This is a genomic window from Bacteroidia bacterium (assembly GCA_041391665.1).
In the GTDB taxonomy this organism is placed as follows: domain Bacteria; phylum Bacteroidota; class Bacteroidia; order J057; family J057; genus JAGQVA01.
The window spans coordinates 1723067-1747641 of record JAWKNO010000003.1; the positions used below are offsets into that span (position 1 = coordinate 1723067).

Annotated in this window: 22 protein-coding genes and 1 tRNA gene; 9 read left to right on the forward strand and 14 right to left on the reverse strand. The window is 47.2% G+C overall.

What is annotated here, in order from left to right; translation table 11 throughout:
* The first annotated feature begins 34 nt into the window (after positions 1 to 34).
* Genes R3D00_29775 through R3D00_29785 form a run of 3 tightly spaced genes read left to right on the forward strand, consistent with a single transcriptional unit; the run spans position 35 to position 3736 of the window.
* Positions 35 to 1171, forward strand: coding sequence for a T9SS type A sorting domain-containing protein (locus R3D00_29775; protein ID MEZ4777404.1), 1137 nt, complete (start codon positions 35 to 37; stop codon positions 1169 to 1171).
* Positions 1171 to 2436, forward strand: a complete 1266-nt coding sequence (purD, locus tag R3D00_29780) for a phosphoribosylamine--glycine ligase (protein ID MEZ4777405.1) — start codon at positions 1171 to 1173, stop codon at positions 2434 to 2436. Before R3D00_29775 ends, purD begins: the two co-directional genes overlap by 1 nt.
* Positions 2437 to 2485: 49 nt before the next feature.
* Positions 2486 to 3736 carry a TlpA disulfide reductase family protein gene (locus R3D00_29785; GenBank protein ID MEZ4777406.1) on the forward strand — a complete coding sequence of 417 codons (1251 nt, stop codon included), beginning with the start codon at positions 2486 to 2488 and terminating at the stop codon, positions 3734 to 3736.
* Between the two features lie 8 nt (positions 3737 to 3744).
* Here the strand turns inward: R3D00_29785 and R3D00_29790 are convergent, their stop codons facing one another.
* Positions 3745 to 4422 carry an ElyC/SanA/YdcF family protein gene (locus R3D00_29790; protein MEZ4777407.1) on the reverse strand — a complete coding sequence of 226 codons (678 nt, stop codon included), beginning with the start codon at positions 4420 to 4422 and terminating at the stop codon, positions 3745 to 3747.
* Positions 4423 to 4430: 8 nt separating this feature from the next.
* Positions 4431 to 4754: a hypothetical protein gene (locus R3D00_29795; protein ID MEZ4777408.1), complete on the reverse strand. Its 324-nt coding sequence runs from the start codon at positions 4752 to 4754 to the stop codon at positions 4431 to 4433.
* Positions 4755 to 4874: 120 nt separating this feature from the next.
* On the opposite strand from R3D00_29795, the gene dnaG reads away from it, so the two are divergent.
* Positions 4875 to 6881: a DNA primase gene (gene dnaG / locus R3D00_29800; GenBank protein MEZ4777409.1), complete on the forward strand. Its 2007-nt coding sequence runs from the start codon at positions 4875 to 4877 to the stop codon at positions 6879 to 6881.
* A 40-nt stretch (positions 6882 to 6921) separates the two neighbouring features.
* Positions 6922 to 9366 carry a zinc-dependent metalloprotease gene (locus tag R3D00_29805; protein MEZ4777410.1) on the forward strand — a complete coding sequence of 815 codons (2445 nt, stop codon included), beginning with the start codon at positions 6922 to 6924 and terminating at the stop codon, positions 9364 to 9366.
* Here R3D00_29805 and odhB read toward each other — a convergent pair whose 3' ends face one another.
* From odhB to R3D00_29820, 3 genes are all read right to left on the reverse strand, one after another.
* Positions 9367 to 10617 (reverse strand): 2-oxoglutarate dehydrogenase complex dihydrolipoyllysine-residue succinyltransferase, encoded by a 1251-nt coding sequence (gene odhB, locus R3D00_29810; protein MEZ4777411.1) that lies wholly within the window; start codon positions 10615 to 10617, stop codon positions 9367 to 9369. It abuts the gene before it with no gap.
* A 65-nt stretch (positions 10618 to 10682) separates the two neighbouring features.
* Complete coding sequence (locus R3D00_29815; protein MEZ4777412.1) at positions 10683 to 11147, reverse strand: VanZ family protein; 465 nt, start codon at positions 11145 to 11147, stop codon at positions 10683 to 10685.
* A gap of 12 nt (positions 11148 to 11159) precedes the next feature.
* Positions 11160 to 12257, reverse strand: coding sequence for a mannonate dehydratase (locus R3D00_29820; GenBank protein MEZ4777413.1), 1098 nt, complete (start codon positions 12255 to 12257; stop codon positions 11160 to 11162).
* A gap of 111 nt (positions 12258 to 12368) precedes the next feature.
* Between R3D00_29820 and R3D00_29825 the strand changes: the two genes are divergently transcribed.
* Positions 12369 to 14048, forward strand: a complete 1680-nt coding sequence (locus R3D00_29825) for a GMC family oxidoreductase (GenBank protein MEZ4777414.1) — start codon at positions 12369 to 12371, stop codon at positions 14046 to 14048.
* A gap of 18 nt (positions 14049 to 14066) precedes the next feature.
* On the forward strand, positions 14067 to 14642 hold the full coding sequence (locus R3D00_29830; GenBank protein ID MEZ4777415.1) for a gluconate 2-dehydrogenase subunit 3 family protein: 576 nt from the start codon (positions 14067 to 14069) through the stop codon (positions 14640 to 14642).
* 455 nt (positions 14643 to 15097) lie between these two features.
* On the opposite strand, the gene R3D00_29835 is transcribed toward R3D00_29830, so the two are convergent.
* The 4 genes from R3D00_29835 to R3D00_29850 all read right to left on the reverse strand — a co-directional run bounded on the left by R3D00_29835 (position 15098) and on the right by R3D00_29850 (position 18306).
* Positions 15098 to 15868 carry a ThuA domain-containing protein gene (locus tag R3D00_29835; GenBank protein MEZ4777416.1) on the reverse strand — a complete coding sequence of 257 codons (771 nt, stop codon included), beginning with the start codon at positions 15866 to 15868 and terminating at the stop codon, positions 15098 to 15100.
* Between the two features lie 34 nt (positions 15869 to 15902).
* On the reverse strand, positions 15903 to 16874 hold the full coding sequence (locus tag R3D00_29840) for a sugar phosphate isomerase/epimerase family protein (GenBank protein MEZ4777417.1): 972 nt from the start codon (positions 16872 to 16874) through the stop codon (positions 15903 to 15905).
* Between the two features lie 11 nt (positions 16875 to 16885).
* On the reverse strand, positions 16886 to 17860 hold the full coding sequence (locus tag R3D00_29845) for an SDR family oxidoreductase (GenBank protein ID MEZ4777418.1): 975 nt from the start codon (positions 17858 to 17860) through the stop codon (positions 16886 to 16888).
* An 89-nt stretch (positions 17861 to 17949) separates the two neighbouring features.
* Positions 17950 to 18306: a nucleotidyltransferase domain-containing protein gene (locus tag R3D00_29850; GenBank protein MEZ4777419.1), complete on the reverse strand. Its 357-nt coding sequence runs from the start codon at positions 18304 to 18306 to the stop codon at positions 17950 to 17952.
* A gap of 95 nt (positions 18307 to 18401) precedes the next feature.
* Between R3D00_29850 and R3D00_29855 the strand changes: the two genes are divergently transcribed.
* Positions 18402 to 19880, forward strand: a complete 1479-nt coding sequence (locus R3D00_29855) for a hypothetical protein (protein ID MEZ4777420.1) — start codon at positions 18402 to 18404, stop codon at positions 19878 to 19880.
* A gap of 122 nt (positions 19881 to 20002) precedes the next feature.
* Here R3D00_29855 and R3D00_29860 read toward each other — a convergent pair whose 3' ends face one another.
* The 4 genes from R3D00_29860 to R3D00_29875 form a co-directional block, all read right to left on the reverse strand.
* Positions 20003 to 20200, reverse strand: a complete 198-nt coding sequence (locus R3D00_29860) for a hypothetical protein (protein MEZ4777421.1) — start codon at positions 20198 to 20200, stop codon at positions 20003 to 20005.
* A 324-nt stretch (positions 20201 to 20524) separates the two neighbouring features.
* Positions 20525 to 20767 carry a GIY-YIG nuclease family protein gene (locus tag R3D00_29865; GenBank protein MEZ4777422.1) on the reverse strand — a complete coding sequence of 81 codons (243 nt, stop codon included), beginning with the start codon at positions 20765 to 20767 and terminating at the stop codon, positions 20525 to 20527.
* Between the two features lie 41 nt (positions 20768 to 20808).
* Positions 20809 to 20899, reverse strand: a tRNA-Ser gene (locus R3D00_29870).
* Positions 20900 to 21028: 129 nt separating this feature from the next.
* Positions 21029 to 21331: an SCP2 sterol-binding domain-containing protein gene (locus R3D00_29875; GenBank protein MEZ4777423.1), complete on the reverse strand. Its 303-nt coding sequence runs from the start codon at positions 21329 to 21331 to the stop codon at positions 21029 to 21031.
* Between the two features lie 160 nt (positions 21332 to 21491).
* Between R3D00_29875 and R3D00_29880 the strand changes: the two genes are divergently transcribed.
* On the forward strand, positions 21492 to 22187 hold the full coding sequence (locus tag R3D00_29880) for an NAD-dependent deacylase (GenBank protein ID MEZ4777424.1): 696 nt from the start codon (positions 21492 to 21494) through the stop codon (positions 22185 to 22187).
* Positions 22188 to 22194: 7 nt separating this feature from the next.
* On the opposite strand, the gene R3D00_29885 is transcribed toward R3D00_29880, so the two are convergent.
* Positions 22195 to 24540, reverse strand: coding sequence for a TonB-dependent receptor (locus R3D00_29885; GenBank protein MEZ4777425.1), 2346 nt, complete (start codon positions 24538 to 24540; stop codon positions 22195 to 22197).
* Positions 24541 to 24575: the final 35 nt, after the last annotated feature.

Here is a 24575-nt window from a genome sequence, read left to right on the forward strand (position 1 = left end):
TTTTGTAAGTTTGCCGCATAGTAATCCTGATTCTATGCATTTCAGACTACTGATTTTTATTCTGTTTCTACCTCATTTCCTTCTTGGACAGTTGCCCGATATCTTTGTAAGTAGCCGGGGAACCCACTCCGTCAAAAGGTACAATGGAAATACCGGCCAGTATATAGGAGATTTCGTAACCCCCAACTCAGGCACACTCAACTCCCCGCAGGAAGTACTTTTCCACCCCAACGGAAACCTCCTGGTAACCGGCAGGTTCAATAATGCCGTAAAAATCTACAATGGCCAGACAGGAGCCTACATCGGTAATTTCACCAAAAACTACCCGCTGGATAATGGCACAAAAATGAGTTGGGGACCTGACGGATACCTGTATATCAGTCAGTGGGGAATCACAAAAAGTAAAGTCGTACGCTACGATACCCTGGGTAATTTTATTGACGAATTTACCAACGCCAACCTCAATCAGGCAGGGGGACATGCCTGGGATAGTGCTGGCAATCTATACGTAGCCGTTCATGCAGAGGGACTTGACGGGAATGTACTGAAGTTTGATACCGCAGGCATTCTTCAGGAGATTTTTATCCCCAATGGCATAGTCAAAGGCCCTATTGATGTTTGGTTTCGCGGCCCGGACATGCTGGTTCAGGATCTTGAGCTTGGGGAAATCATTATTTTTGACGCCAGCGACAAAACGCTGCTTAGCAAACCGGCAACAGGTCTTTCAGGATCTGAAGGCCATATGTACGATCCGGCAGGTCTCCTTTATCTCTGTGAGCCCGGTGCAAATCAGGTAAAACGATACAATATTCCCAACAATACACACGAAACATTCATCAACACCGGCGGACTTTCCTACCCCAACAGCATTACTTTTGGCCCGGGCCTGATGACGGCCGTTGAACCAGGATTATCACCATCTGAACTTACCCTCCAAATTTTCAGGGAAACGGATCAAACCGTATTTTTTATAAATTCGACCATATTTACAGATGCCCGGCTAACCATTTTTGATGTAGGCGGCAGCGAAATCGCCGTACCTTTCTCTGGCAATGTTTCGCCGGGCATACATACCTTTACCTGGCAAAACAGTCATTTTCCTTCCGGAGTCTATTATTACAAACTATCTACCGGTAAATACAGCCTTGCCGGAAAAATCCTGCTTCAATAATGAATATATTACTAATCGGATCAGGCGGACGCGAGCATGCGCTTGCATGGAAGCTGGCCCAGTCTCCCCGTTGTCAAAATCTCTATATCGCGCCTGGTAATGCGGGTACTGCATCAGCAGGGAAAAATGTGGCGATAAACACCGCCCACTTCCCTGAGGTATATCGCTTCGTACAGGAAAATGCCATTGATTTTGTACTTATAGGCCCAGAGCAACCGCTCGTAGATGGAATGGCCGATTTCCTCACAGAAAAAGGTGTCCCGGTAGTAGGTCCAAACAGCCACGGAGCGCAACTGGAAGGGAGCAAAGATTTTTCCAAAAAATTTATGCAGAAATACGGCATCCCGACGGCTGCTTATGGCTCTTTCACATCCGGTGAACTAACAGAAGCCCTCGACTTTGTCGATCAGCAGGCGCTGCCTGTGGTCATCAAGGCCAGCGGACTTGCGGCAGGTAAAGGTGTACTGATCTGTGAAAGTCATGCCCATGCCAAGGAAGTTGTGACAGATATGCTCAGCGGAAAATCATTTGGCTCTGCCGGACAAACGGTTGTCATTGAAGAATTTTTGACCGGAATCGAGATTTCTGTTTTTGTGCTGACAGATGGCAAACACTATAAAATATTACCTTCAGCGAAAGATTACAAACGTATCGGAGAAGGCGATACCGGCCTCAATACCGGGGGTATGGGTGCCGTTTCTCCCGTCCCATTCGCAGATCAGGCCTTTATCGATAAGGTAGAAAAAGAAATCGTCCGGCCTACTCTCCACGGACTTCAGCAGGAAGGGATTACCTACCGGGGATTTATTTTCATCGGGTTAATGGTTGTCAATCACGTGCCCTGGGTTTTGGAGTACAACGTACGCATGGGAGACCCTGAAACGGAGGTTGTCATGCCCCGCCTGAAAGCAGATCTGGTGGATTTATGTGAAGGTGTCGTAACCGGAACACTTGACCAGAAAGCTTTTGAGATTGATTCGCAAACCTGCACAACTGTGATGCTGGTGAGTGGGGGTTATCCCGGTTCATATGAAAAAGGCAAAACCATGACAGGAATGGAGCAGGTACAGGATTCCATACTTTTTCACGCCGGAACAAAATCTGCCGATGGCCAGGTGGTTACAGATGGCGGCAGGGTTATCGCAATCAGTTCCTTTGGAAAAACTATTGAAGAAGCCGTGGAGAAATCCCTGAAAAATGCAGAAAAGATTCAGTTTGAAGGCAAATATTTTCGCAGGGATATAGGCCGGGACTTGATGTCGTAAAGTTGATGGATTATACATATCTGGTTTACAATTTTTAAGGATAATATCCATGAAATCTACCGGAATACTACATATCTTATGGCTCAGTTTGTTTCTGAGTTGCCAGCCCAAAACCACTTCTGTGACATTGCAGGAAGGCATATGGAGAATGGAGCTTTTTCTTCTTCCCGGCGCTACTCTGCCTTTTACATTTGAGCTGAAAAAGTCTGAAAATGATTATACGATCACCATCATCAACAGTGAAGAGCGAATCAAGGTAGATGATATCCGCACTCAGGGTGACTCGATCTTTATCCGGATGCCAATATTTGATACAGAGTTTGTCGGAAAAATTAGGGACGCAGGTTCTTTTAGTGGCGATTGGCATAATTACTCCAGAAGCAATGACTATAAAATTGCTTTTCGGGCTACGGCAGGAGAAAATTTGCGGTTTCCGCTTATTTCACAAAAAACCCCGGCCGTAATCGACAATACCTGGAAGGCTGATTTCGCATCTATGCCACCCGAGGAACCCTATGTTGCCATAGGCAAATTTTCCCAAACCGGGCACCATTTAACGGGCACCTTCCTCACTGAAATCGGCGATTACCGATATCTGGAAGGAGCGGTCGATGGAGACAGCCTAAAATTGTCAGCGTTCGATGGCGAACACGCGTTTCTATTTCTTGCAGAAAAGCAGCCAGACGAATCTCTCTCCGGAAAGTTTTTCTCCGGCAATCACTGGGAAGAAACCTGGCAGGCAGTTCCCGACCCTGAAGCAGTGCTGAGGGATGCCGATTCGCTAACCTTTTTGAAACCTGGCTACAGCCAGTTTGCGTTTACGTTTCCCAATCTGGAGGGCAATCCGGTTTCGCTCAGCGATATTCGTTATGTGGGAAAAGTAGTCATTGTGCAGCTAATGGGCTCCTGGTGTCCCAATTGTATGGACGAAACCAAACTCATGGCGCGCTGGTATGACAAATACCGGGAAGAAGGACTGGAAGTAATCGGGTTGGCATTTGAGCGCGCAAAAACCCCGGAAGCCGCTGCGGCAAGCATCAAACGGCTGACAGACTATTTTGCGGTGAGTTATGAAATTCTCCTCGCACAAAATAGTGACGACAAGATCGAAGCGAGCGAAAAACTACCCATGCTCAATCAGGTGATGGCTTTCCCGACCACGATATTCATCGACAGGAAAGGGAACATCCGGCGAATCCATACAGGATTCAGCGGGCCTGGTACAGGCAAACCCTACGAGGAATTTGTGAAAGAGTATTCAGCATTTGTGGAGGAGTTGCTGGGGGAAAAGGCGCGGTAAAAAACATCCTACCCAATCACTATTTGCTCGCCCAGAAACTTTGGCTGGCGGTTGATCAGATAGAGATCAAACATCATCATCGTGCGGGCCAGTAGTTCGCGGAACTGAACTTTAAACCCGTATCCCAACGTTACATCCTGTGCATTAAACCCTACGGCTTCGATGCCTTTGCTTTGGGCTATATAAACGGCCCGTTGGTTGTGAAACGCCTGGGAGATAATGATCAGTTCATTCTGCCCGAATACTTTCTGCGCCCTGACGATAGAGTCCAGCGTGCGGAATCCGGCAAAATCCAGAATAATCCGGTCTTCGGGTATTCCCGCTGCAACCAGATCCTTTCGAAAGGTACGGGGTTCGTTGTACTGAATCGTACCATTGTCGCCACTGACAAGGATATATTCGATTTTTCCTTCCTCGTACAACTTTCTCGCCGCCTCAATGCGATAACGGTAATAAAGGTTAATCTGGCCGTTTTTGACGTATTTACTGGTACCAAGCAGCAGCCCCACTTTATGTTTGGGAGTGTTTTCGGCTAAGCCAAAAAGTTTTCCGGAGGTGCTCCGGACAACAATGGTGTTACAGATCAGAACAACTGCAATACCGGCTGAAAGAACCAGAAGAGCAAGGGATGATTTTCTAAGAAATCGCTTTTTCCGGGTATTCTTCATGTCGGTGATATCAGACACTCTTCAATTTACACATTTACCCAATCTCCGCAAAATCTTCCGTCTGCCAATTGTAGTTGTACATAATACCAGCCACTAAAGTTGCGGCTGAAATCAATTTTGTGTAAAGGGCTGGTTTGTTTTACTTTTTGCAGGAAGGTAATATGACCTTCTCTGTCCAACACCCGTATCCGTACAGGCCCTGGCGTACTGGTTTGTATGACAATCAATTTTTCCCTGCGATCAAACGAAACACAATACTGATCAGCAGGTTTTTCATGGACGTAAACTGTAGGAGCGGCTGTTTTCTCCGGTGTTTGGCTGGCTAAAGTTAACAGAGCAAAAAAGAGCAAGATAATCGATGGTAAAGGACGGTATATTTGCAAGGTGGTTGTGTTTCCCTGTATTGGACGTAACAAACTGAAAAATATCACCAGTCTGTAAAAAAATGTATATGTATATTCGGGTAAGTTATGGCACGTATCCCCCAACATATCGTAGATCAGATCTATAATGCCATGGACATCGTGGACATCGTATCTGACTATGTCCCGCTGAAAAAGCGGGGGGCAAACTATTGGGCACGCTCTCCATTCAACAATGAAAAAACGCCTTCTTTTGCGGTGAACCCGGTCAAGGGAATTTACAAGGATTTTAGTTCGGGGAAAGGTGGAAATGCCATCAATTTTCTCATGGAAATGGAGGGTTACGAATATGTCGACGCCTTAAAACACGTAGCCAGAAAGTATAATATCGAAATTGAGGAGGAAGAAGAAACTGAAGAAGCGAAGGTAGAGCGGGACAAAAGACAGAGTTTGTTTGTCGTCAATGAGTTTGCTTCCAGGTATTTTTATGAGCAACTCACCGAATCTCCCAAAGGCAGACAGATCGGCCTTTCCTATTTTAAAGAGCGGGGCATTCTGGATGCCACCATTGAAGAATTTCAGCTGGGGTATTGTCTCGACGAATGGGAGGCATTCTCCAAAGCAGCAGTTGAAAAATTTTATAAAGAAGAATATCTGATTGAATTGGGGCTGGTCAGTCGTTCGGAGAAAACCGGCAATCTCATCGATCGGTTTCGGGGCAGGGTGATTTTTCCGATTGCCAATCCTGTCGGGAAAATTGTAGGATTTGGCGGACGAATTTTGGGCAAAGCGCAGGATATCGCCAAATATATCAATTCGCCCGAATCAGAAATTTACCACAAAGGCCAGATACTCTACGGGCTTTTTCAGGCAAAAAAAACGATCCGCGACCTGGATTTGTGTATTCTGACCGAAGGGTATATGGATACCGTCATTCTTCATCAGAACGGCATCAAAAACGTGGTGGCATCGAGCGGAACAGCACTGACGCCGGAGCAAATCAGACTGATTCGCCGCTTCACCAAAAATGTGCTGATGATCTACGACGGAGACGCAGCGGGAGTGAAGGCAGCGTTACGGGGAATTGATCTGCTGCTCAAAGAAGGCATGAATGCCCGGGTGCTCGTATTGCCAGACAATCACGACCCCGACTCCTATGTCAATACATTTGGGGCAAAAGCATTTACCGATTTTGCAGAAAAAGAAGCGCTCTCCTTTCTCGACTTCAAAATAAGGGTACTTTCCGAAGGCAAACCCAAAAATGATCCGAGGCATCAGGCCGAACTGATCAAATCACTGGCCGAAACCGTCGGGCATATTCCCGATATGGTCGAGCGGCAAATGTACATCAAACATGTAGCCCAGCAGGTGGACATCACAGAAGCCCTGATGACTCATGCAGTCGAAGATGCCCGGCGGGAAACCAGTAAGCTCGAATCACGCGAAAGACGCAGAGAAGAAAGTGTAACTCCACCTGAAGAAAATCGTGCACCAGTCAAAGACCTCAAAGGATTTGAACAACTCCCGCTTGCCAGCCAGGAAAAAGAACTGCTCCGGGTGATTGTGAATTATTACGACAAACATTTTTCTACTTACGAAGGACCGAGAGAAACTCCGGATGGAACGCCGATAGAAGTTGAAGAGTTTCCACTGCTTGATTATCTTATCGCAGAACTCGAAGGGCTGACCTTTGAAAACCAGACGTATGAAGAGCTGAAAAACCAGATATTCACCGAATATACAGAAATGGGCAGCGTCAATATTCAGCGATATCTCAACCATGACGATGATGCCCTTCGGAAAACCGTTTCAGACCTGATGATTTCCCCCTATGAAATCAGTCCGGGCTGGAAAAAACACGGAGCATTTGTCATTGATCTGGATGACGATATCAGGAAAACAGTCGAAGGGCCCGTTTACCATTATAAATACCGAAAAGTAGAGCGGCTGCTGACAGAATGTAAAGACCAGCTCAAAGCCGCTGAAGCTGAAGGAAATGCAGCGGAGTCCGACCGGCTGCTGGAAGTTTATATGTATTTTCTGGATATGAGAAAAACCATTCACAAAAAAATCGGGACTGAAGGAGCAATTCGCAGCGGTGACGGGAGATTGTGAAAGGATAATTGTATATTTGAACAAACAACACCACCCCAATATGCACCGCCAATACTTGCTCATTCTGGCTATTATACTCATGGCCTGCGGCTCATCCAAAGAAGTCGTAACAACTCCACCCCCCGAAACAATAGCCGCTTTTACCGGTGAAATGAAAGCCTACCCTGGTTTTTTTCCGTTTTTCTGGGATGAAAAAACCGGCAAAATATGGCTGGAGATCGATCGGTTTGATTACGAATTTCTTTACGTCCACTCCCTCCGCGCAGGGGTAGGTTCCAATGACATCGGCCTTGACCGCGGGCAGATTGGCGGCGAGAGAATTGTGAAGTTTATGCGCAGCGGCCCCAAAATATTGCTGGTTCAGCCCAACTATAAGTACCGGGCAAACAGTCTGAACCCCGACGAAAAACAGTCGGTAGAGGAAGCATTTGCCAAATCGGTACTTGCAGGATTTACCGTCGAGCGCGAGGAAAAGGACCGCGTGCTGGTAGATGCGACTGATTTTTTTCTAAAGGATGCGCACGGGGTAGCGGAAGTACTCAGACAAACCGGGCAGGGCAATTATCAGCCTGATCTCCGGCGGTCCGTGATTTATTTACCCAACACCCGAAATTTCCCGCAAAACACCGAATTTGAGGCGATGATTACTTTTGAAGGAATGCCTCAGGGGGGGTATATCAGAGAAGTAACCCCAACGGCTCAGGCAGTTACGGTTCAGCAGCATCATTCATTTGTGCAGCTACCCGACAAAGCCTACGAACCCAGGACTTACGATCCCCGCTCAGGTTACTATCCGGTTTCATGGTTTGACTATGCCACACCGATAGATGAGCCGCTGGAAAAATTGTTCATTACCCGGCACAGGCTCAAAAAGAAAGATCCGGCTGCAAGCGTAAGCGAACCTGAGGAGCCTATTATTTATTATGTGGACAGAGGCACGCCGGAACCTGTCAGGTCGGCATTGATTGAGGGAGCCATGTGGTGGAACCAGGCATTCGAAGCTGCAGGTTATCTCAATGCTTTCCGGGTGGAGGTTTTGCCCGTGGATGCTGACCCAATGGATGTGAGGTACAATATGATTCAATGGGTGCACCGCTCCACCCGGGGCTGGTCTTACGGAAATACCGTTACAGATCCCCGCACAGGAGAGATCATCAAAGGCCACGTTTCGCTGGGCTCGTTGCGCGTAAGGCAGGATTACCTCATTGCCCAGGGACTGTTACAACCATTTGAAACCGGTCAGGAACCCTCTTTGGGAATGAAACAAATGGCTTTGGCGAGGCTGAGGCAATTGTCAGCCCATGAAGTAGGGCATACCCTTGGACTTGCCCACAACTTTGCGGCAAGTACAAACCGCCGGGCTTCCGTGATGGATTACCCACACCCGTTGGTGAAAATCAACGATCTTGGCAATATGGATTTTACCGAAGTCTATGCCATCGGCATTGGTGCATGGGACAAACGAGCCATATTGTACGGCTATCAGGACATCCCTGCCGGGGATGATGAAGCAGAATTTTTGGAACACACCCTTGACGGCAACCAGTCGATGGGACTGCGGTATATCACTGATCAGGATTCCCGGTCTTATGGGAGCGCCCATCCCTATTCCCATTTGTGGGATAATGGACTAAATGCAGCCGCAGAACTTGATCGGGTCCTTCAGGTCAGGAAACTGGCTATGAGTAAGTTTGGCGAAGCCAATATCCCAGAGGGGACGCCTATGGCTATGCTGGAAGATGTATTGGTGCCACTGTATTTCTCCCATCGTTATCAGACAGAAGCAGCAGCAACGCTGGTCGGGGGAATGGATTACGCTTATGCAATCAGGGCAGAAAAAACTCCCGGCAACCAAATTGTATCTCCACAGGATCAGATGGCTGCTTTGAAAGCATTAATTTCCACACTCGACCCGTCTGTGCTGGCGATACCAGAAAATTTACTTACCATGATTCCGCCGCGCCCCCAGGGTTATGAGCGGGGAAGGGAACATTTCCACATACGCACAGGCTATACACTCGATCCGCTGAGTGCAGCTTCGGCAGCGGCAGATCATACATTGGCACTATTGCTGCACCCACAACGAGCAGCGCGACTGGTAGAGTTCCACGCCCGGGACAGCAAGTATCCGGGCTTAAGTACCGTGATTGACCAGGTAATTCAGGCAACATGGAAAAATTCGCCTGACAATACCTATCTGGCAGAAATCAACCGGGTAATCGAAAAACAAGTACTTTACCACCTGATGGATCTGGCGGCAGATACAAAGGCGGTGCCACAGGTAAGCGCCATTGCCATGCTGAAAATAGCGCAAATCGAAGACCTGATCAACAGCAGCCTTCCGACGGTCAAAAACGAAGACCGTCTGGCGCATTACAATATGTCTTTGATGGAAATTGAGCAGTTCCGGCACAGCCCGGAGAAGTTTCAGCTGCCGAAAGCGCCGGAACTGCCTGATGGATCACCGATTGGATGTGGAGAGTGATCAGACACCCAGCAACATACGGGACGGATCTTCCAGTCTTTCTTTGACACGGAAGAGGAAGCTTACCGCTTCTTTTCCGTCGATCAGGCGGTGATCATAAGAAAGCGCCACGTACATGATGGGGCGAATCACCACCTGGCCATTGATGGCCACGGGTCTTTCCACAATATTGTGCATACCGAGGATAGCCGCTTGCGGCGGGTTCAGGATCGGCGTTGAAAGCATCGAGCCAAATACCCCGCCGTTGGTAATGGTAAAAGTTCCACCCGTCATATCCTCAATGGAGATTTTATTCTCACGGGCTTTCAGTGCATAGTGAAGTACTGCCTGTTCAATTTGCACAAGGCTCATCAGATGCGCATCGCGAATGATAGGCACCACGAGTCCACGTTCTGTACTGACCGCAATTCCCACATCTGCGTAGTCGTGGAATACCAGTTCCTGGCCGTCTATCTGAGCATTTACGGCAGGGAACTCCATGAGCGCCATTGTTACGGCTTTGGTGAAAAAGGACATAAAGCCCAGGCCGACACCATGTACTTCCTTAAACTTGTCTTTATATTTTTTGCGTATTTCCATCAGCTCATACAGGTCCACTTCATTGAAAGTGGTGAGCATGGCAGTTTCATTTTTGACGGAAACGAGGCGTTCGGCGATTTTACGGCGAAGAGAAGACATTTTTTCTCTGCGCTCATTTCGGCCACCTCCATTACCCACGATTGGCATAGCGGGGATGGGCCGGGAATCTTTTTTCGGTTCTTCTTTTGCGGCAGGTTTTTCCGTTTTCTGAACCTGAGGCGTATTTTTCAGGTTGACGACATCAGCTTTGGTGATACGGCCATCGCGACCCGTTCCGTCTACCTGCTTAGGGTCAATCCCCTTTTCGTTCATCATTTTTTCTGCCGAAACTGAAGGGACTCCCTTTGCATAAGAATTTTCAGCGACAGGTTCTTTGGAGGCAGCCTGCTCTTTGACCGGCTCAGCGGCGGTTTCCTTTTTGGGTGCGGGCGCATCACCGGAAGGATTAATCCTTGCGATGACCTCGCCTACGGCGACGGTGGAACCAGCCTCTTTGAGGATTTCGATCGTGCCGGAGCTTTCGGCATTGACGGTAAGCGTAGCTTTATCGGAGTTGATCTCGGCGAGTTCGTCATCCATTTCGACGAAAGCGCCGTTTTCTACCAGCCAGCTTTCAATTTCTACTTCTGTAATCGATTCGCCCGGACTGGGGACTTTTACTTCTATGCTCATGATACTATTTTGCGTTTCGGGGTGCAGAACAACAGCAACACCTATTTCAGAATGCTTGTGCGAATTTAGGTATTTTTTCCTTCTTTTTCTCTCCTTCCATACTTTTTCCATCGCCACAATAATGCCAGAAGCATTCCGATGGAGTCAACCCCCACATCCGATACCTGTGCACCCCGGCCTTCGACAAAAGTCTGGTGATATTCGTCAGACGCTGCATAGGCAACACAAATGACCAGCGCCCAAAGCAGAGAGGCTGATTGGGGGGAATAGAAATACACCAGCCGGTGAACCAGAAGGTATAAAATAGCATACTCCGTGACATGCGCAGCTTTACGAATCAGATGCGGTATGCCCCATGCCTGCATTTTGACAGGATCCAATCCCAGGAAATGAAAAATCGCCAAAAACAGGTCGCTCAGCCCGTGCGATTCATCTTTCGTCTGATTGGACAGGGTAAAAATTATCGACATCCATACAAGCACAGGGAGCCAGTAGAAAAGCAGAGATTGGGTTTTGGAGGATTGAATCATCAATGATATTCGTCAGGATTCTTTAGCGGCAGCTTCCATCAGCCCCCGGATGTAGCCAACGGCAAATAGTTTGCCAAGTACACTGTAACCGGGATGCGCATTGCTGTCATTGGCCATCGTAGGTACATGGTCAGGGCGGATGGGGCCTTTAAAACCCACCTCAATATATGCTTTCATTGCCTCGTACATATCCGTTTTTCCATTGTCGTGAAAACATTCCGTAAAATTCGCCGGATCGCCCTGAACGTCGCGGAAATGTACAAAAAATATCTTCTCTCTTTTCCCAAAATACCGAATGGCGGCAGGAATGTCTTCTCCCATAGTCGCAAATGTACCCTGGCAAAAAGTGATGCCATTGCTGGGGCTGGGGTACAGATCGATCAACCGTTTGAAAGCATCGACAGAAGTCAGAATCCGCGATATCCCCCTTATTTTACTCACTGGAGGATCGTCGGGGTGCATGGCCAGTTTGACACCATTTTTTTCGGCTTCCGGCACGACTGCTTTGAGAAAATACTCAAGGTTTTTCCACATGGTCTCGTGAGAAAATTCGCCATATTCGGTCAATGGCTGATCCTTTACCGTTTCGTAATCAAAAGCCGTCATCAGGGCATCGCCGCGGCCTTTGCGCTCATTGTCAGTGCGGTGCCAGCTGATCACAGGCATCCAGTTGTAGCAAATGGTATCCACCCCCACTTTTGAGAGGTTTTGGATAAATGTGATAAAATTGGCGATCTCCTCATCTCTGCCAGGCAGCCCCAGTTTGGTTTTGTCGAGCGAAGGCGGACCTTCCAGTACACGAAACTGAAGACCTTCTTTGGCAAACCGGTCGCGGATGGCTGTCAGTACTTCGAGATCCCAGGGTTTTTTGCCAGGAAGTCCAGCCATAGTGGGATTAGCAGAAGTTACCGCACCCGTTACCCCCATCTGGCGGGAGTAAGCCATTTTGTTTTCTTCAAAACCAAAAAAGTAAGACATACAGAGCTGCATGAAGTCTTCTTTGATCGGTTTGGGTCGGGGTGGATGAATGGCAAACGAAGCAGGCGCAACCGTCGATAATGCCGCCAGCGAAGCACTTTTTTTAAGAAAATTTCTGCGGGAACGAGGCATAAGAAGCAAAATTTGAGGGTTGTGGGAGGAATAATGACTTTGGGAAGTTACAATTTTTCTTCGCAACTTATTCACGCTAACGACTTCCTTTCTACCTCAAAAATCCGAACCATGCCCGACACCCTGAACATCAACGTCAAGGCGAAAAAAGACCACACTTATGACGCCATCGTCATAGGTTCCGGCATCAGCGGCGGCTGGGCCGCCAAAGAGCTTTGCGAAAAAGGCCTCAAGACCCTCGTTCTGGAACGAGGCCGAAACGTCGAACACATCAAAGACTACCCCACCGCCAACAAAGAAGTCTGGGAATTTCCCTACCGCCTCCAAACTTTCGGGCAGGGACGCCGGTCTGAAGCCGATGCTCACTTTTTTGTGCAGCGGGAAGAACATCCCTACATCGAAGCGAAACCATTCAGCTGGACCCGAGGATATCAGGTCGGCGGCAAGTCACTGATGTGGGCACGGATGGTGCAGCGATGGAGCAACCTCGATTTTGAAGCCAATGCCAAAGATGGCAATGGTGTGGACTGGCCCATCCGGTATGAAGATATTGCTCCCTGGTATTCGCATGTGGAAAAGTTTATCGGGGTAAGTGGAAGCAAAGAAAATCTGCCCCAACTCCCCGACGGAGAGTTTTTGCCCGCCATGGAGCTCAACTGTCTGGAAAAACATATTAAATCGCAGGTAGAGACCGCATTTCCCGGAAGAAAACTTATCATGTCCCGCCAGGCAAACCTTACCCAGCCCCACAACGGGCGGGGACAATGTATGTACAGAAACCGCTGCTCCCGTGGGTGCCCTTACGGCGGGTATTTCAGCAGCAACTCTTCCACTCTGCCGGCAGCTATAGCTACGGGAAATCTGACGGTAAGGCCTTTTTCCGTCGTGCATTCCATCATCTACGATGAGGCGACACAAAAGGCCTCCGGGGTCAGAGTCATCGACAGCGAAACGATGGAATCGGTGGAGTTTTTTGCGAAAATTATCTTTGTCAATGCCAGTACGCTGAACACTACGCTTATTCTGCTCAATTCAATCTCCGCCCGCTTTCCCAACGGAATCGGCAATGACAGCGGCGTATTGGGCCATTATCTCATGGATCACAACTACCGGGGTAAACTCAGCGCGTCTTATGATGGAATGTTGGACAAATACTACTTTGGCCGAAGACCTGCGGCGGGTTATATTCCCCGATACCGCAATTTTGCCAATGACAAACAGGACAGCTATCTGCGTGGTTATGCCTATTCCATTGGCGCTTCCCGAGGCCGGGGAAACCTCACCGAAAATGATCCCAAAATCGGGGCGATGTTTAAGGAAAAACTGACGGAAGTGGGGCCATGGAGTATATGGATGACCGGAATGGGCGAACATCTACCCCACTACGACAACTACGTAAAACTCAGTGCAGACCAGACCGACAAATGGGGAATTCCGCAACTAGAGATTTCGTGCGAATACAGGGAGAATGAAGAAAACATGCTGAAAGCCATTCTGGACGATGGTGCAGATATGCTCGAAGCTGCAGGAATGAAGGATATTGTAAAAACCGATACGAAAGGCGCACCGGGAAGAGGTATTCATGAAATGGGAACCGCTCGTATGGGGAAAGATCCAAAAACCTCCATTCTCAACGGATTTAACCAGATGCATGCAGTAAAAAATGTGTTTGTCTCCGACGGAGCCAGCATGACTTCCTCCGCCTGCCAGAACCCGTCCATCACCTATATGGCCCTCACTGCACGGGCGGTAGACTATGCAGTAAAAGAATTAAACAAACAAAATATCTGACCCTTTCACCCTCCAAATATGAACAGACGAGAAGCCATATCTACCGTAGCCCTCATCATGGGTGGAACTGTCATCGGCGCACAGGCATTCCTTTCAGGATGTATGCCAGGCGAACCCGCTTATCAGGGACTCCTTACGCCCAATGATTATGAGCGGTTGATGGACGAACTGGCGGAGACCATTTTGCCCACAACAGAAACCTCTCCCGGCGCTAAGGCAGCGAAAACCGGCAGATTTATGAATGTCGTTGTAACTGAGTGTTATGATGAGAAACAGCAAAAGATTTTTATGGATGGTATCCTTAAGCTGGAGGAAACGTCCAGCAGTCTTTTTGGAAAAAGTTTCTTAAAAATCACCCCGGAACAAAGGCATGAATTATTGCTACGCCTGGAAGCGGAAAATAAAGACTACGACAGCAAAAAAGGACCGGACGACCCGGAAGCTCACTATTACAAAATGATGAAACAGCTTTCCCTCCTGGGATTTCTGACTTCGGAAATTGGCTCTACCCAGGCCATGCGGTATTCGGCAGTGCCGGGGCGGTTTGATCCGTGCATTCCTTATGCGCCGGGAGAGAAAGCTTTTTCGGGGTAATTATTTCGGAATTACAATCAGGAGATGAAGTTCTGAGAGACATATATGTCTGCGAAGAGTAATCTCCGATCAACATCTCGAAGGTTCACGCAGAGTACGCAAAGGAATCGCAGAGTTTCGCAAAGGCATCTGCGTTCCTCTGCGTGGTACTCTGCGTAATCTGCGTTCAAAAGCAGGGAAATGATCTCCGATCAACATCTCGAAGGTTCACGCAGAGTACGCAAAGGAATCGCAGAGTTTCGCAAAGGCATCTGCGTTTCTCAGCGTGGTAATCTGCGTTCAAAAGCAGGGGATGATCTCCGATCAACATCTCGAAGGTTCACGCAGAGTACGCAAAGGGTGCTGTAGTCTCTGCGTTCCTCTGCGTGGTAATCTGCGTTAATCTGCGTTCAAAAGCAGGGGATGATCTCCGATCAACATCGTGAGGGTTCACGCAGCGGGGATTTATTATTCCGTTATTTTTTGATTCCTTTCCCGGTTGCAGCCCAGTAGATCGCGCCGTACAGGTGGTCGGTGAAGACATCGTCGCTGAAGGTAGCGGGAACATGTCCCAATGCGGTATAAAATGCCCTTCCGCCATCGTAGAGGTGATACCATGAGACAGGATGTACGCCCATAGGTTTGCCTACTTTTTCGCCCCACTTTACATTGGGGTCGTAAGTGGTTTCATCCAGGGTAATGAGGCTGTGCAGGTCATCGATTTTGGGAGGAGTAAATTCATACCATTCGTCCGTCCAAAGGAGGCGTTTGGGCATTCTCTCCAGGCCGGGGAAATTGCTGTCCACCACATCGATCATCGCAGTCTGAATCTGCGGGTGAATATGAAACATTCGTCCAACCATCTTTGTGTACCATTCCCAGTCATATTCGGTATCAGAAGCACTGTGAATACCGACAAAACCTTTCCCGGACTGGATAAATTTTTCCATTGCTTTCTGCTGGTTTTCATCAAAAATATCACCGGTCGTATTGAGGAAAATGACGACTTGATATTTTTCCAGATTCTGGTCATTGAATACGGAGGCATTTTCCTGCCAGTCAACGGCAAACATGTGGCGCTCGGCCAGTTTTTTGATGGCTGTTACACCAGCGAGAATAGATTCATGGTGAAAACCTGCGGTTTTGGTATACAGGAGGGCGCGAAACTGCATATTCTGTGCATAAGACTGAGCAGAAAAAAGCAGAACAACTACGAGCGTAGCCAGTAAACTTTTGAGGATTTTCATAAGTGATTTTTGAGGAGATTTAAAATATTAATAGTTAATCAACCAAAGCAAAAGCTTTGGACATAGCCTGATAATTGACTTTCAGCGCTTCCTGGTCATCCATATCGCGAAGCGGCTGGTTAAAGGGTTCTGACCTCACCGGACCATCGTATCCGATTTGTACCAATGCACCCAGAAAAGCTTTTAAATCAATAACACCTGTGGCACAGGGCAATTCGCGGGTGCCATCAATTTGAGCTTCACGGGAGAGATCGGCTCTTGCGTCATTGATATCACAGGTGATAATATCGCTTTTGTCGAGGGCGAGGATATCTTCGGCAGTATCCTCAGCGCAATACCAGTGGAAACTGTCCAGTACGAGTCCGACATTGGGTTCGCCGATAGCGGCAATCAGTTCGCGGGCCTCCGCCATTGTGCGCATAAAAGGATATTTGCGGCGAAGCATAGAAGATTTGGGCCCGACGTATTCCAGTCCAAGGCGAATGCCGTGATAGCCCAATACTTTAGCGCAGGCGCGGAGGCGGTCGGCGTGTTGTTTAAAATTGGCGGAATAAGTCAGGTCGGAATGTGCATTCGATATCCAGGTATTCATCCGCGTTGCACCCGCTTTTTCCAGAATTTTTGCATACTCGGGGAGTTGGGAAAGCCCTTCTTTGAAGGTCTTTTCATCCTTGCGGAAATCGACGGTGATATTGGTCGAATCCCAGGAAATGCCTTTGGCCTTCATTTGTCCGAGAAAATCTTTCATTTCCGTTTCAGAAAAAGCCATCAATTGATCAGGCATAGGAGACATTGACTGATAGCCATGCTGAATCGCCATTTGCAGCAATTCTTTCTGGTTGGCTTTGACGCCGATGTTTCCGGGGTTGATACAAAGGGTAAATTTTCGTTCTGATATATTTTGCCCAAAAACAGGGGACAAAACAGCCGGAACAAATACAGAGGCCGCCGCCAGAGAGGAAGTCTGGAGGAAGTTTCTTCGCGAGGGAGAGTAGTTGTGTGACATAATTTTCAGGTTTAACTGAGTTCATCTTCAATATGCGCACGAATAATTTCTTCCATACTATTATCAGCGGCGAAACCCATAGTTTTTGCCCTTTGGGCATCGTAGTCGTGGAGCCATCCAGAGACAATTTTTTCGATCATCGGGTCGGGTTTCCATTCGATAAGACTGACAGTTTCTTTACCTGCGACCTTTTCGAGCGCGTCCACCATTTCCCGGATACTTGCGGAAATACCGGGGAGTGTGAGCATGCGGTTCCAGCCCCAGGTGGAGGCAGGTAGTTCCATCGCTTTGATGAGCGCTTCGATTACCCTTCGGGGCGAAAGGATATACATACGGTTTTGGGGATCTACCGGGCAAATAGCTTTTTGGCCTGTCAGCGGTTCGCGGATAATCGAACTGGCAAAAGTAGAGGCAGCGCGGTTGGGTTTACCGGGTCTGACCATAATGGTAGGCAGGCGGAGGGAGCGTCCGTCGATAAACCCTTTGCGACTGTACTCATTGACGAGGAGTTCGCCGATGGTTTTTTGCGTGCCGTATGATATGGTAGGTGTGATAATCATATTGTCCTGCCCAACTTCGGGAAGATCGCCCCCATAGATACCCACAGAGCTGGAGAAAACCATCATGGGCTGTGTGCCCAGGTTGCGGCAGGCTTCGAGGAGGTAGCGGGTACCATCCACGTTGACGGCCATACCGAGGTCGAAGTTTTCTTCGGCGTTGGCGCTGACAATGGCAGCGAGGTGAAATACTACAGCAGTATCGGGATTGACAAGCGAAGATACGGTGGCAGGATCGGAGATATTGCCCGTTTTGATGACCATACGCGGATCGTCGGGCAGTCCTTCAGGCGCGGCAATATCAAAGAGGATGAGGCGGTCGAAACGTTTTTTTTCGTTGCCATTGAGGGAAACAGTACCCGTTTCCAGTAATTTTCGGGCCAGTTTTTTACCAATAAAGCCAGCGGCACCGGTGATAAGAATTTCCATTGCAGAGGGGTTTGGGATAAGGGATCAGTGAATGGGAAATATATACACAGATTGTGGAAATTGGAAATCTTACGGGGCGGGAAATACGTTTACTCGGCCAGCAACCGATCAGATTTCTGGCCATACAGAAGCACTTTTGTATTTTCTACATCTTCGATGAAGTAGGGATTTTTCAAACTGGGATAGTGGACAAGGTCAATTTTTTTACTAAAAATCTGAAAAAGTTCAACAAAAAAACTATCCCAATTGGCCAGATATTCATCATCTGTGATGTCAGATTCATCCAACTCATACAGCAAATCCACATCTGAATCCGGACCAAAGGCATCAGACAGGACAGAGCCAAAGGCCCACAGTCGCTTTACCTTATGCCTGCGGCAAAGGTCCTGGATTTTGAGAAGGTTTTTCTTCAAAATCTCCGGCAATATCTGGGAAGACTGCTCCATGCCTCAATTTACGGAAATTTTGGGAAATCTCAGCTTATGATCGTATCATGAAATAACTTTAGGTAGCGCCTCATTGCCTACAATACTGACTAATTATGAAAGATACGCTGCTCGGCAAGTATGTCTCTGCTTTGGATCAGAAGGAACGAAAGGAATTTGCACTTTACCTGAAAAGTTATTTCAAAGGAGAAAAAACCATCCCTGTCAGACTGTTTTATATTCTGGAAAAATATCAGGCACTGGAGTGGCAGCCCGAACAAATCTGGGAAAAACTCATAAAAACAACTCCCTTTAATAAGAAGCTTTTCAATGGCTATCTCAGTGATCTTCTTCTCCGGCTCAAAGAATTTCTCCGCAATCAGCGATTAAATCAAAATCCCGATATTAAAGCAATTCTGGAACTTCAGTCTGTAAACCGGACCGAACTTTCTGATGAGTTTGATAAGGTTTGGAAGGCAAAGATCCTCCCTCTAGAAAAAACCAAAGTTGCTTCGCCCGAACAGATCCACTTTTTATTTGAAGCGTGGAAAGAGAAACACAATCACTCCATGCGGCAGAAAAATCCCAAATACAGGAGTCATGTCAGGGAAATCAATCAAAAATTTGACCACTACTGGATACTTCAAAAGATCATTTTTGCGTGTATCAATCATTCGACCAACAGCAACTTCCCGGCAGAAAAGCAGATACAAACAAGGTTTATCGAAGAGTTGATAGCCATTTGGGACAAGTCTGATATCCGAAAGGAAATCCCCTTATATGGCATCTACCGGGACCTGTATGAGATTCAAACGAGTGATTCTCTGCTCAATCTGGATGAAGCGATTTCCAACCTGGAAAAACTGGCGCCAAAGCTTCCTGCTGCGGACTCGACATTACTGTTCAGCCTGTTTTTCAATACGATAACCACGCTGCACAATAAAACTACAGATACCCAACGGTCTTTTCAGGCTTTTATGAAGTTGTATGCGATTGGCATTAAACACAAATTTCTTTTTTCGCAGGGATATCTTCACGAAACCCATTATTATTCTATCATCCTGGGCTGTCTGAAAGAGAAAAAATACGAAGAGGCTCATCATTATCTGACTACGTGGAAGACGCTGTTACTTCCAGACCTTCGGGAAGATATGTTTAGCCTGATGAAGGTTATCTATCATTTTTTCATCGGAGATTATCCGCTAGTATTAAAGCTTGGCAGACAGGTAAAGATTATGCATCCATTTTATGAGGTTCAGTTGCGGATATATGTGATAAAAGCCACCTATGAATGCAACTATACCCCCGAAGATATATCTGAATGGATGAAAGACAGAAAGGTCTTAATACAAAATTGCAAATCTCTTGCGGGGTTTATACGCACCCACGAAAATCTTCCGGAGCTACACAAAGAACTTTTCCAAAATACAGTGAAGGTCATATTAAAACTGCTTCAGGCCAAAACTGCCCGCGCACTAAAAACCCTGCAGAGTTATATTGAAAACGGAGCAAAAATGGACGAAAAGTTGTGGATACTGGAGAAAATCCGGATGCGGTTGGAGAGGGAGTTTGGCGAATTGCAGGGGATTCAATAGGAAATAGTCGTTTCTGTCCAATAGCATGGGCACAAAACCACCAATTGATCTAAAACAGCTGATTATCAACACCTTGCATACATACTTATTTTACAAATAAGTAGATCAGGCAGCTTGGGGTCTTATTTCTCTGGTAAATCAAGACCAGGAACTTCTTTTTCCGAGGGGATTTTAGCCAAAATTTTTCTCAAAATCGCATTGCCTGCCTCCACCAAAGACGGTAACATTGTCTTATCAACATGGAAATACAAGGTGTTGTTACTATCAACTCTGCCGGTAAACACACACTTTTGCTTTATATAGAATAAACCGGCTTTCATAAAATCGATGACTCAACACATCCTGAATATCTGTAAAATTTACAGCAGGATACACTTGTGCATACCCGTAAAAACTTTACCAGAGAATAAGTGGCACAACGCCGGCGACTCCTGACAGGGATTAATCGTCGGCGGCCGCTTTTTTTTTGGGGGTGGGTAGTGCCGGCCCGTCGACAGACTTCGCAATATGTATGTGCTGTACATGGTTTTATAACAAAAAAAAAGCCTCACTTTTGTGAAGCTTCTGGCAGAGAGAGGGGGATTCGAATGCCGCAGGCACTTTCAGCCCCCGATACCCTTGGGAAGTATGACCGAACTTTCCGCCTAAATGATTTTCTGCGCCTTCAGCCAGCCCCATCCCGCTGGACTCTTGAAAAATTTCTCCCGCTTCATAGCCTCTGCACGTGTCTTGAATGTCTCAAAATAAATCAGCTCCCACGGACCACGGTTTTTGGTAGATTTTTCTTTCCCGGACTGGTGCTGCGCAAGACGAACTTCCAGGTTATTCGTCTGCCCGTAATAGTGCCGGCCCGTCGACAGACTTCGCAATATGTATGTGCTGTACATGGTTTTATAACAAAAAAAAAGCCTCACTTTCGTGAAGCTTCTGGCAGAGAGAGGGGGATTCGAACCCCCGATACCCTTTTGGAGTATACTCACTTTCCAGGCGAGCCCGTTCGACCACTCCGGCATCTCTCTTTATATGGGATGCAAAGTTAAGTGTTTCCCTATCATTTCCCAAAGTGAATTGCAAAATTGTTTTTAGCTGCCCTGCTGTAAGACAACCTGCCTGCTCATGATCTTTGAGAAAAACTCATTACAATAGGATCAGCCAAATAATGAACTCAGCTTCATCGCGACGCTTAAATCACCGTCAATCTTCAGTTTGCCACTCATAAAAGCTCCCATCGGATTCAAACTACCCGAAAGCAGGTCATTAAAGTCATCAAAAGCAACATTCACCGTACAATCCGCTTGCTTATCTTCATTGGAAACTACATTCGGATCGGATGATCCGTCAAGATAAACAACGCCTTCACCTCCTTTAAAAGAGAATTTGATTGTAGAACCAATGCTATCTGCTGCTGCTGCCAGCTTGGCAACTTTGGCTGTCGTATCTGCTAATGTCATATGCTTAAATTTATTTCAAATCATTTGATCAGACAAATCTAATGAACAATCAATATAAAGGAAATGGAAAATATAACTTTTCCCATATTTTCCTTTCAGGTTATCTTTTTTGTCTGAAAGTCTTATCCAATTATCTTTGCAATAAGTAAACAGGCTGAAAATTATCATGAAAAGACTTGTCGTTTTATCGGGTGCAGGAATCAGCGCCGAAAGTGGCCTCAAAACCTTTCGAGGCTCTGACGGATTATGGGAAGGGCATAATATCATGGACGTGGCTTCTCCTATTGGTTTTAAGCGAAATCCTGAACTCGTATTAAAATTTTACAATGAACGCCGCGCCCAGGCACGGCTCGCTCAACCCAACGCAGGCCATCTCGCGCTGGCTGAACTGCAAGATTCTTTTGAGGTAATCATTATTACCCAAAATGTAGATGACCTGCATGAAAAAGCTGGCTCTGCCGCTGTGCTCCACCTCCACGGTGAACTCAACAAGGTGAGAAGTATAACGGATCCCTCCTATATCGTCAAAACCGATGGCGATATACATCTGGGAGACAAAGCGCCCGACGGTGGACAACTCCGCCCACATATCGTCTGGTTTGGAGAGGAAGTACCGCAAATTGTTCCAGCTTCAAAAATTATGTCCGGTGCAGACATTGTTGCCGTCATCGGCACTTCTCTCGTCGTATATCCTGCTGCAGGTCTGCTTGAATTTGCCCCGGAATTTGCGCCAATCTTTGTCATCGACCCCCACAAACCCGAAATCCCCAACTCCAACCGTGTGTTTTTTATTCAGGAACCCGGCTCAACGGGCGTACCCCGCCTCGCACAAATCCTGAAAGAACAGTTTCTCTGACGTTGGTTTATAGCAAAATCCGGTATTGTACTACCGGAAACAAACCAATCTGATAGGTAGTTTTGATAGAATCAGAAGCCGGATCATAGTCCTGGGAAAATACGTTTTTGTGGTTGGTGACATTCTGAAGGTCCACGGACCATTCCTGCAGAAATTTTTTCCCATTGAGCCGGAAAGTAGTTTTCAAATCTGCCCGAATATAAGCGGGATACTGCTCTGTCCAGGGATTGTCTGTATTTCTTACGGTTTCGCCCCGTAAACGCGACCCGGCCAGGTCAATCGCCGAAAATCTTTTTCCTCCAGCCGTTGTGATTTTTCCGTCAATGGAAAGGCTGTTCCTCCCCAGCTTAAATTCTTTCCCGCCTAACAGGTTAAATATGTAATTCCCGTTGAATGCGGTATTCCTCTCCACCCCATCACTTCCTGTATATTTGGAATCAAACAGCGAGGTAGTAAACAGAAAATAATATCCTTCGCTAAAAAACTTTTCTACCGTCATCTCCAGTCCGTAATTTCTTCCCGTACCCTCATTTACCAGACTATCTACAGTAGGAAATGCAAAATCTGCTCCTGCATTCAACAGCGAAAAGGGGGTATTGCGCGTTTCCACAGGCGCATTTGCCAGCCACTGATAATAGGTCTCTGCTTTTAACCGGAGATTTTGGTTTATACTCCAGTCGTACCCTGCTACCAGCTGCATACTTCGGGTAAATCCGAGGTTTTTATTTGTCTGTACAATTGCTCCGCCCGGCAATGTTGTTTCGATAAAATACATCTGAATCGGCTGCATCTGATTGTGAAGACCGGCACCAAAACTAAGGGAATGTTTGGGGCTAAATTGATATTTGAGCCCGGCCCGGGGCTCGATTGCCTGAGACTGGTTGAGAAAAAATTGTTGGAAATGGATGCCTGCATTGAAGGTCAGTTGATCTGAAAAACGGTGCTGCCACTGCGAATATGCCTGAAGCAGGGCCGTCTGGTCACTGCTGTTGTGAATGATCCGGTACTCTCCTGTATTGCGCCTTACGCTGTCAATCAGGCTATAATTGACCAGATCAAAAATAACTCCGGCACGAAGGTGATTCCGGGCATTAAATTTTTTGTTAAACTGGTAATTGGCGGAATATTTTATCTGATTGAAAGACCGCGCATAAAAGCGGTAAGGGGTTTCCGTAGAATCCAAAAACCGGTCAATCTCCACCCCGTCGCCTGTACCCGAAACGGCAAGGACGAGTTTTCCATAAGCGGTAGGGCTGAAAAGATAAGTATGGGATAATCCGATGACTCCGGCTCGTGCTTTATTGTATAAATCCTCCCCACCACCATTAAAAATATTCCCTTCAGACTCGCTGTCGAGAAAATTGATAGCACTTTTCCCCCCCAGACCAAACAGCACCCACCTCCCGGCTTTGTCTGTAGGAAGATGAATTTTAAAAGTCAGATCCTGATATTCGGGAACAGCACTTCCTGTACCAAAATTTATTCCCAAAGCCTTAAAAACCCCAAGTGTCGAATAGCGGTAATTGGCGATATAGGAGGCTTTACTTTTGGATGAAAACGGGCCCTCCATTCCTATTTCGACCCCATTAAACCCGATTTGCCCCATAAATTCGCGCTTTTCATTGTTGCCATTGCGGAGGTTGAGGTCAAATACGCCCGCGAGTGCATTGCCATATTCGGCGGGAAAAGCCGAAGTCATAAAATCGGCGTCGCTGAGGTTGTTGTTGTTGACCATACTTACGGGGCCACCGGTTGTTCCCAATGCGCCAAAGTGATTGGGGTTGGGAATATCAATGCCTTCCATTCGCCAGAGAACGCCTGTAGGAGAATTGCCACGAATGATAATATCATTTCGATTATCGGAAACATTGCTCACACCCGCAAAGTTTTGTGCGATACGGGCCGGGTCATTGCGGCTGCCTGCAAAACGAAGCGCTTCCTCCACACTGAAAGTGCGGGCACTCACGGTTGCCAGTTCGTTGAGGGGTTTTTCTTTATCGCCTTTGGAGGTGATGACTACTTCATCTACAGTGTTGACTTTCTCCTCCATTTCCACATTTACGATGAGTTCCTGCGCAATATTGACGATGAGGTTGGCGCGGGTTACAGGATGATACCCCACATAACTCACCTGAATTGTCTGCCGGCCCAATGGAACATTTTCTATACGGAAAGCGCCGCTTTCGTCGGTAAGCGCTCCACGGAGCGGTTCTGATTCCATTAAAATCACTCTGGCATTGACAAGCGGCGCCAGTGTTTGTTTGTCGGTAACAGTACCCCGAATGGTTTGCTGGGAAAATAAAGGATGAATGCCTGAAATGAGGGCAAAAAGTATAAGAATTCTGAATCTCATGTTTCTCGGTTTACCCAACAGAACATAGTTCATGG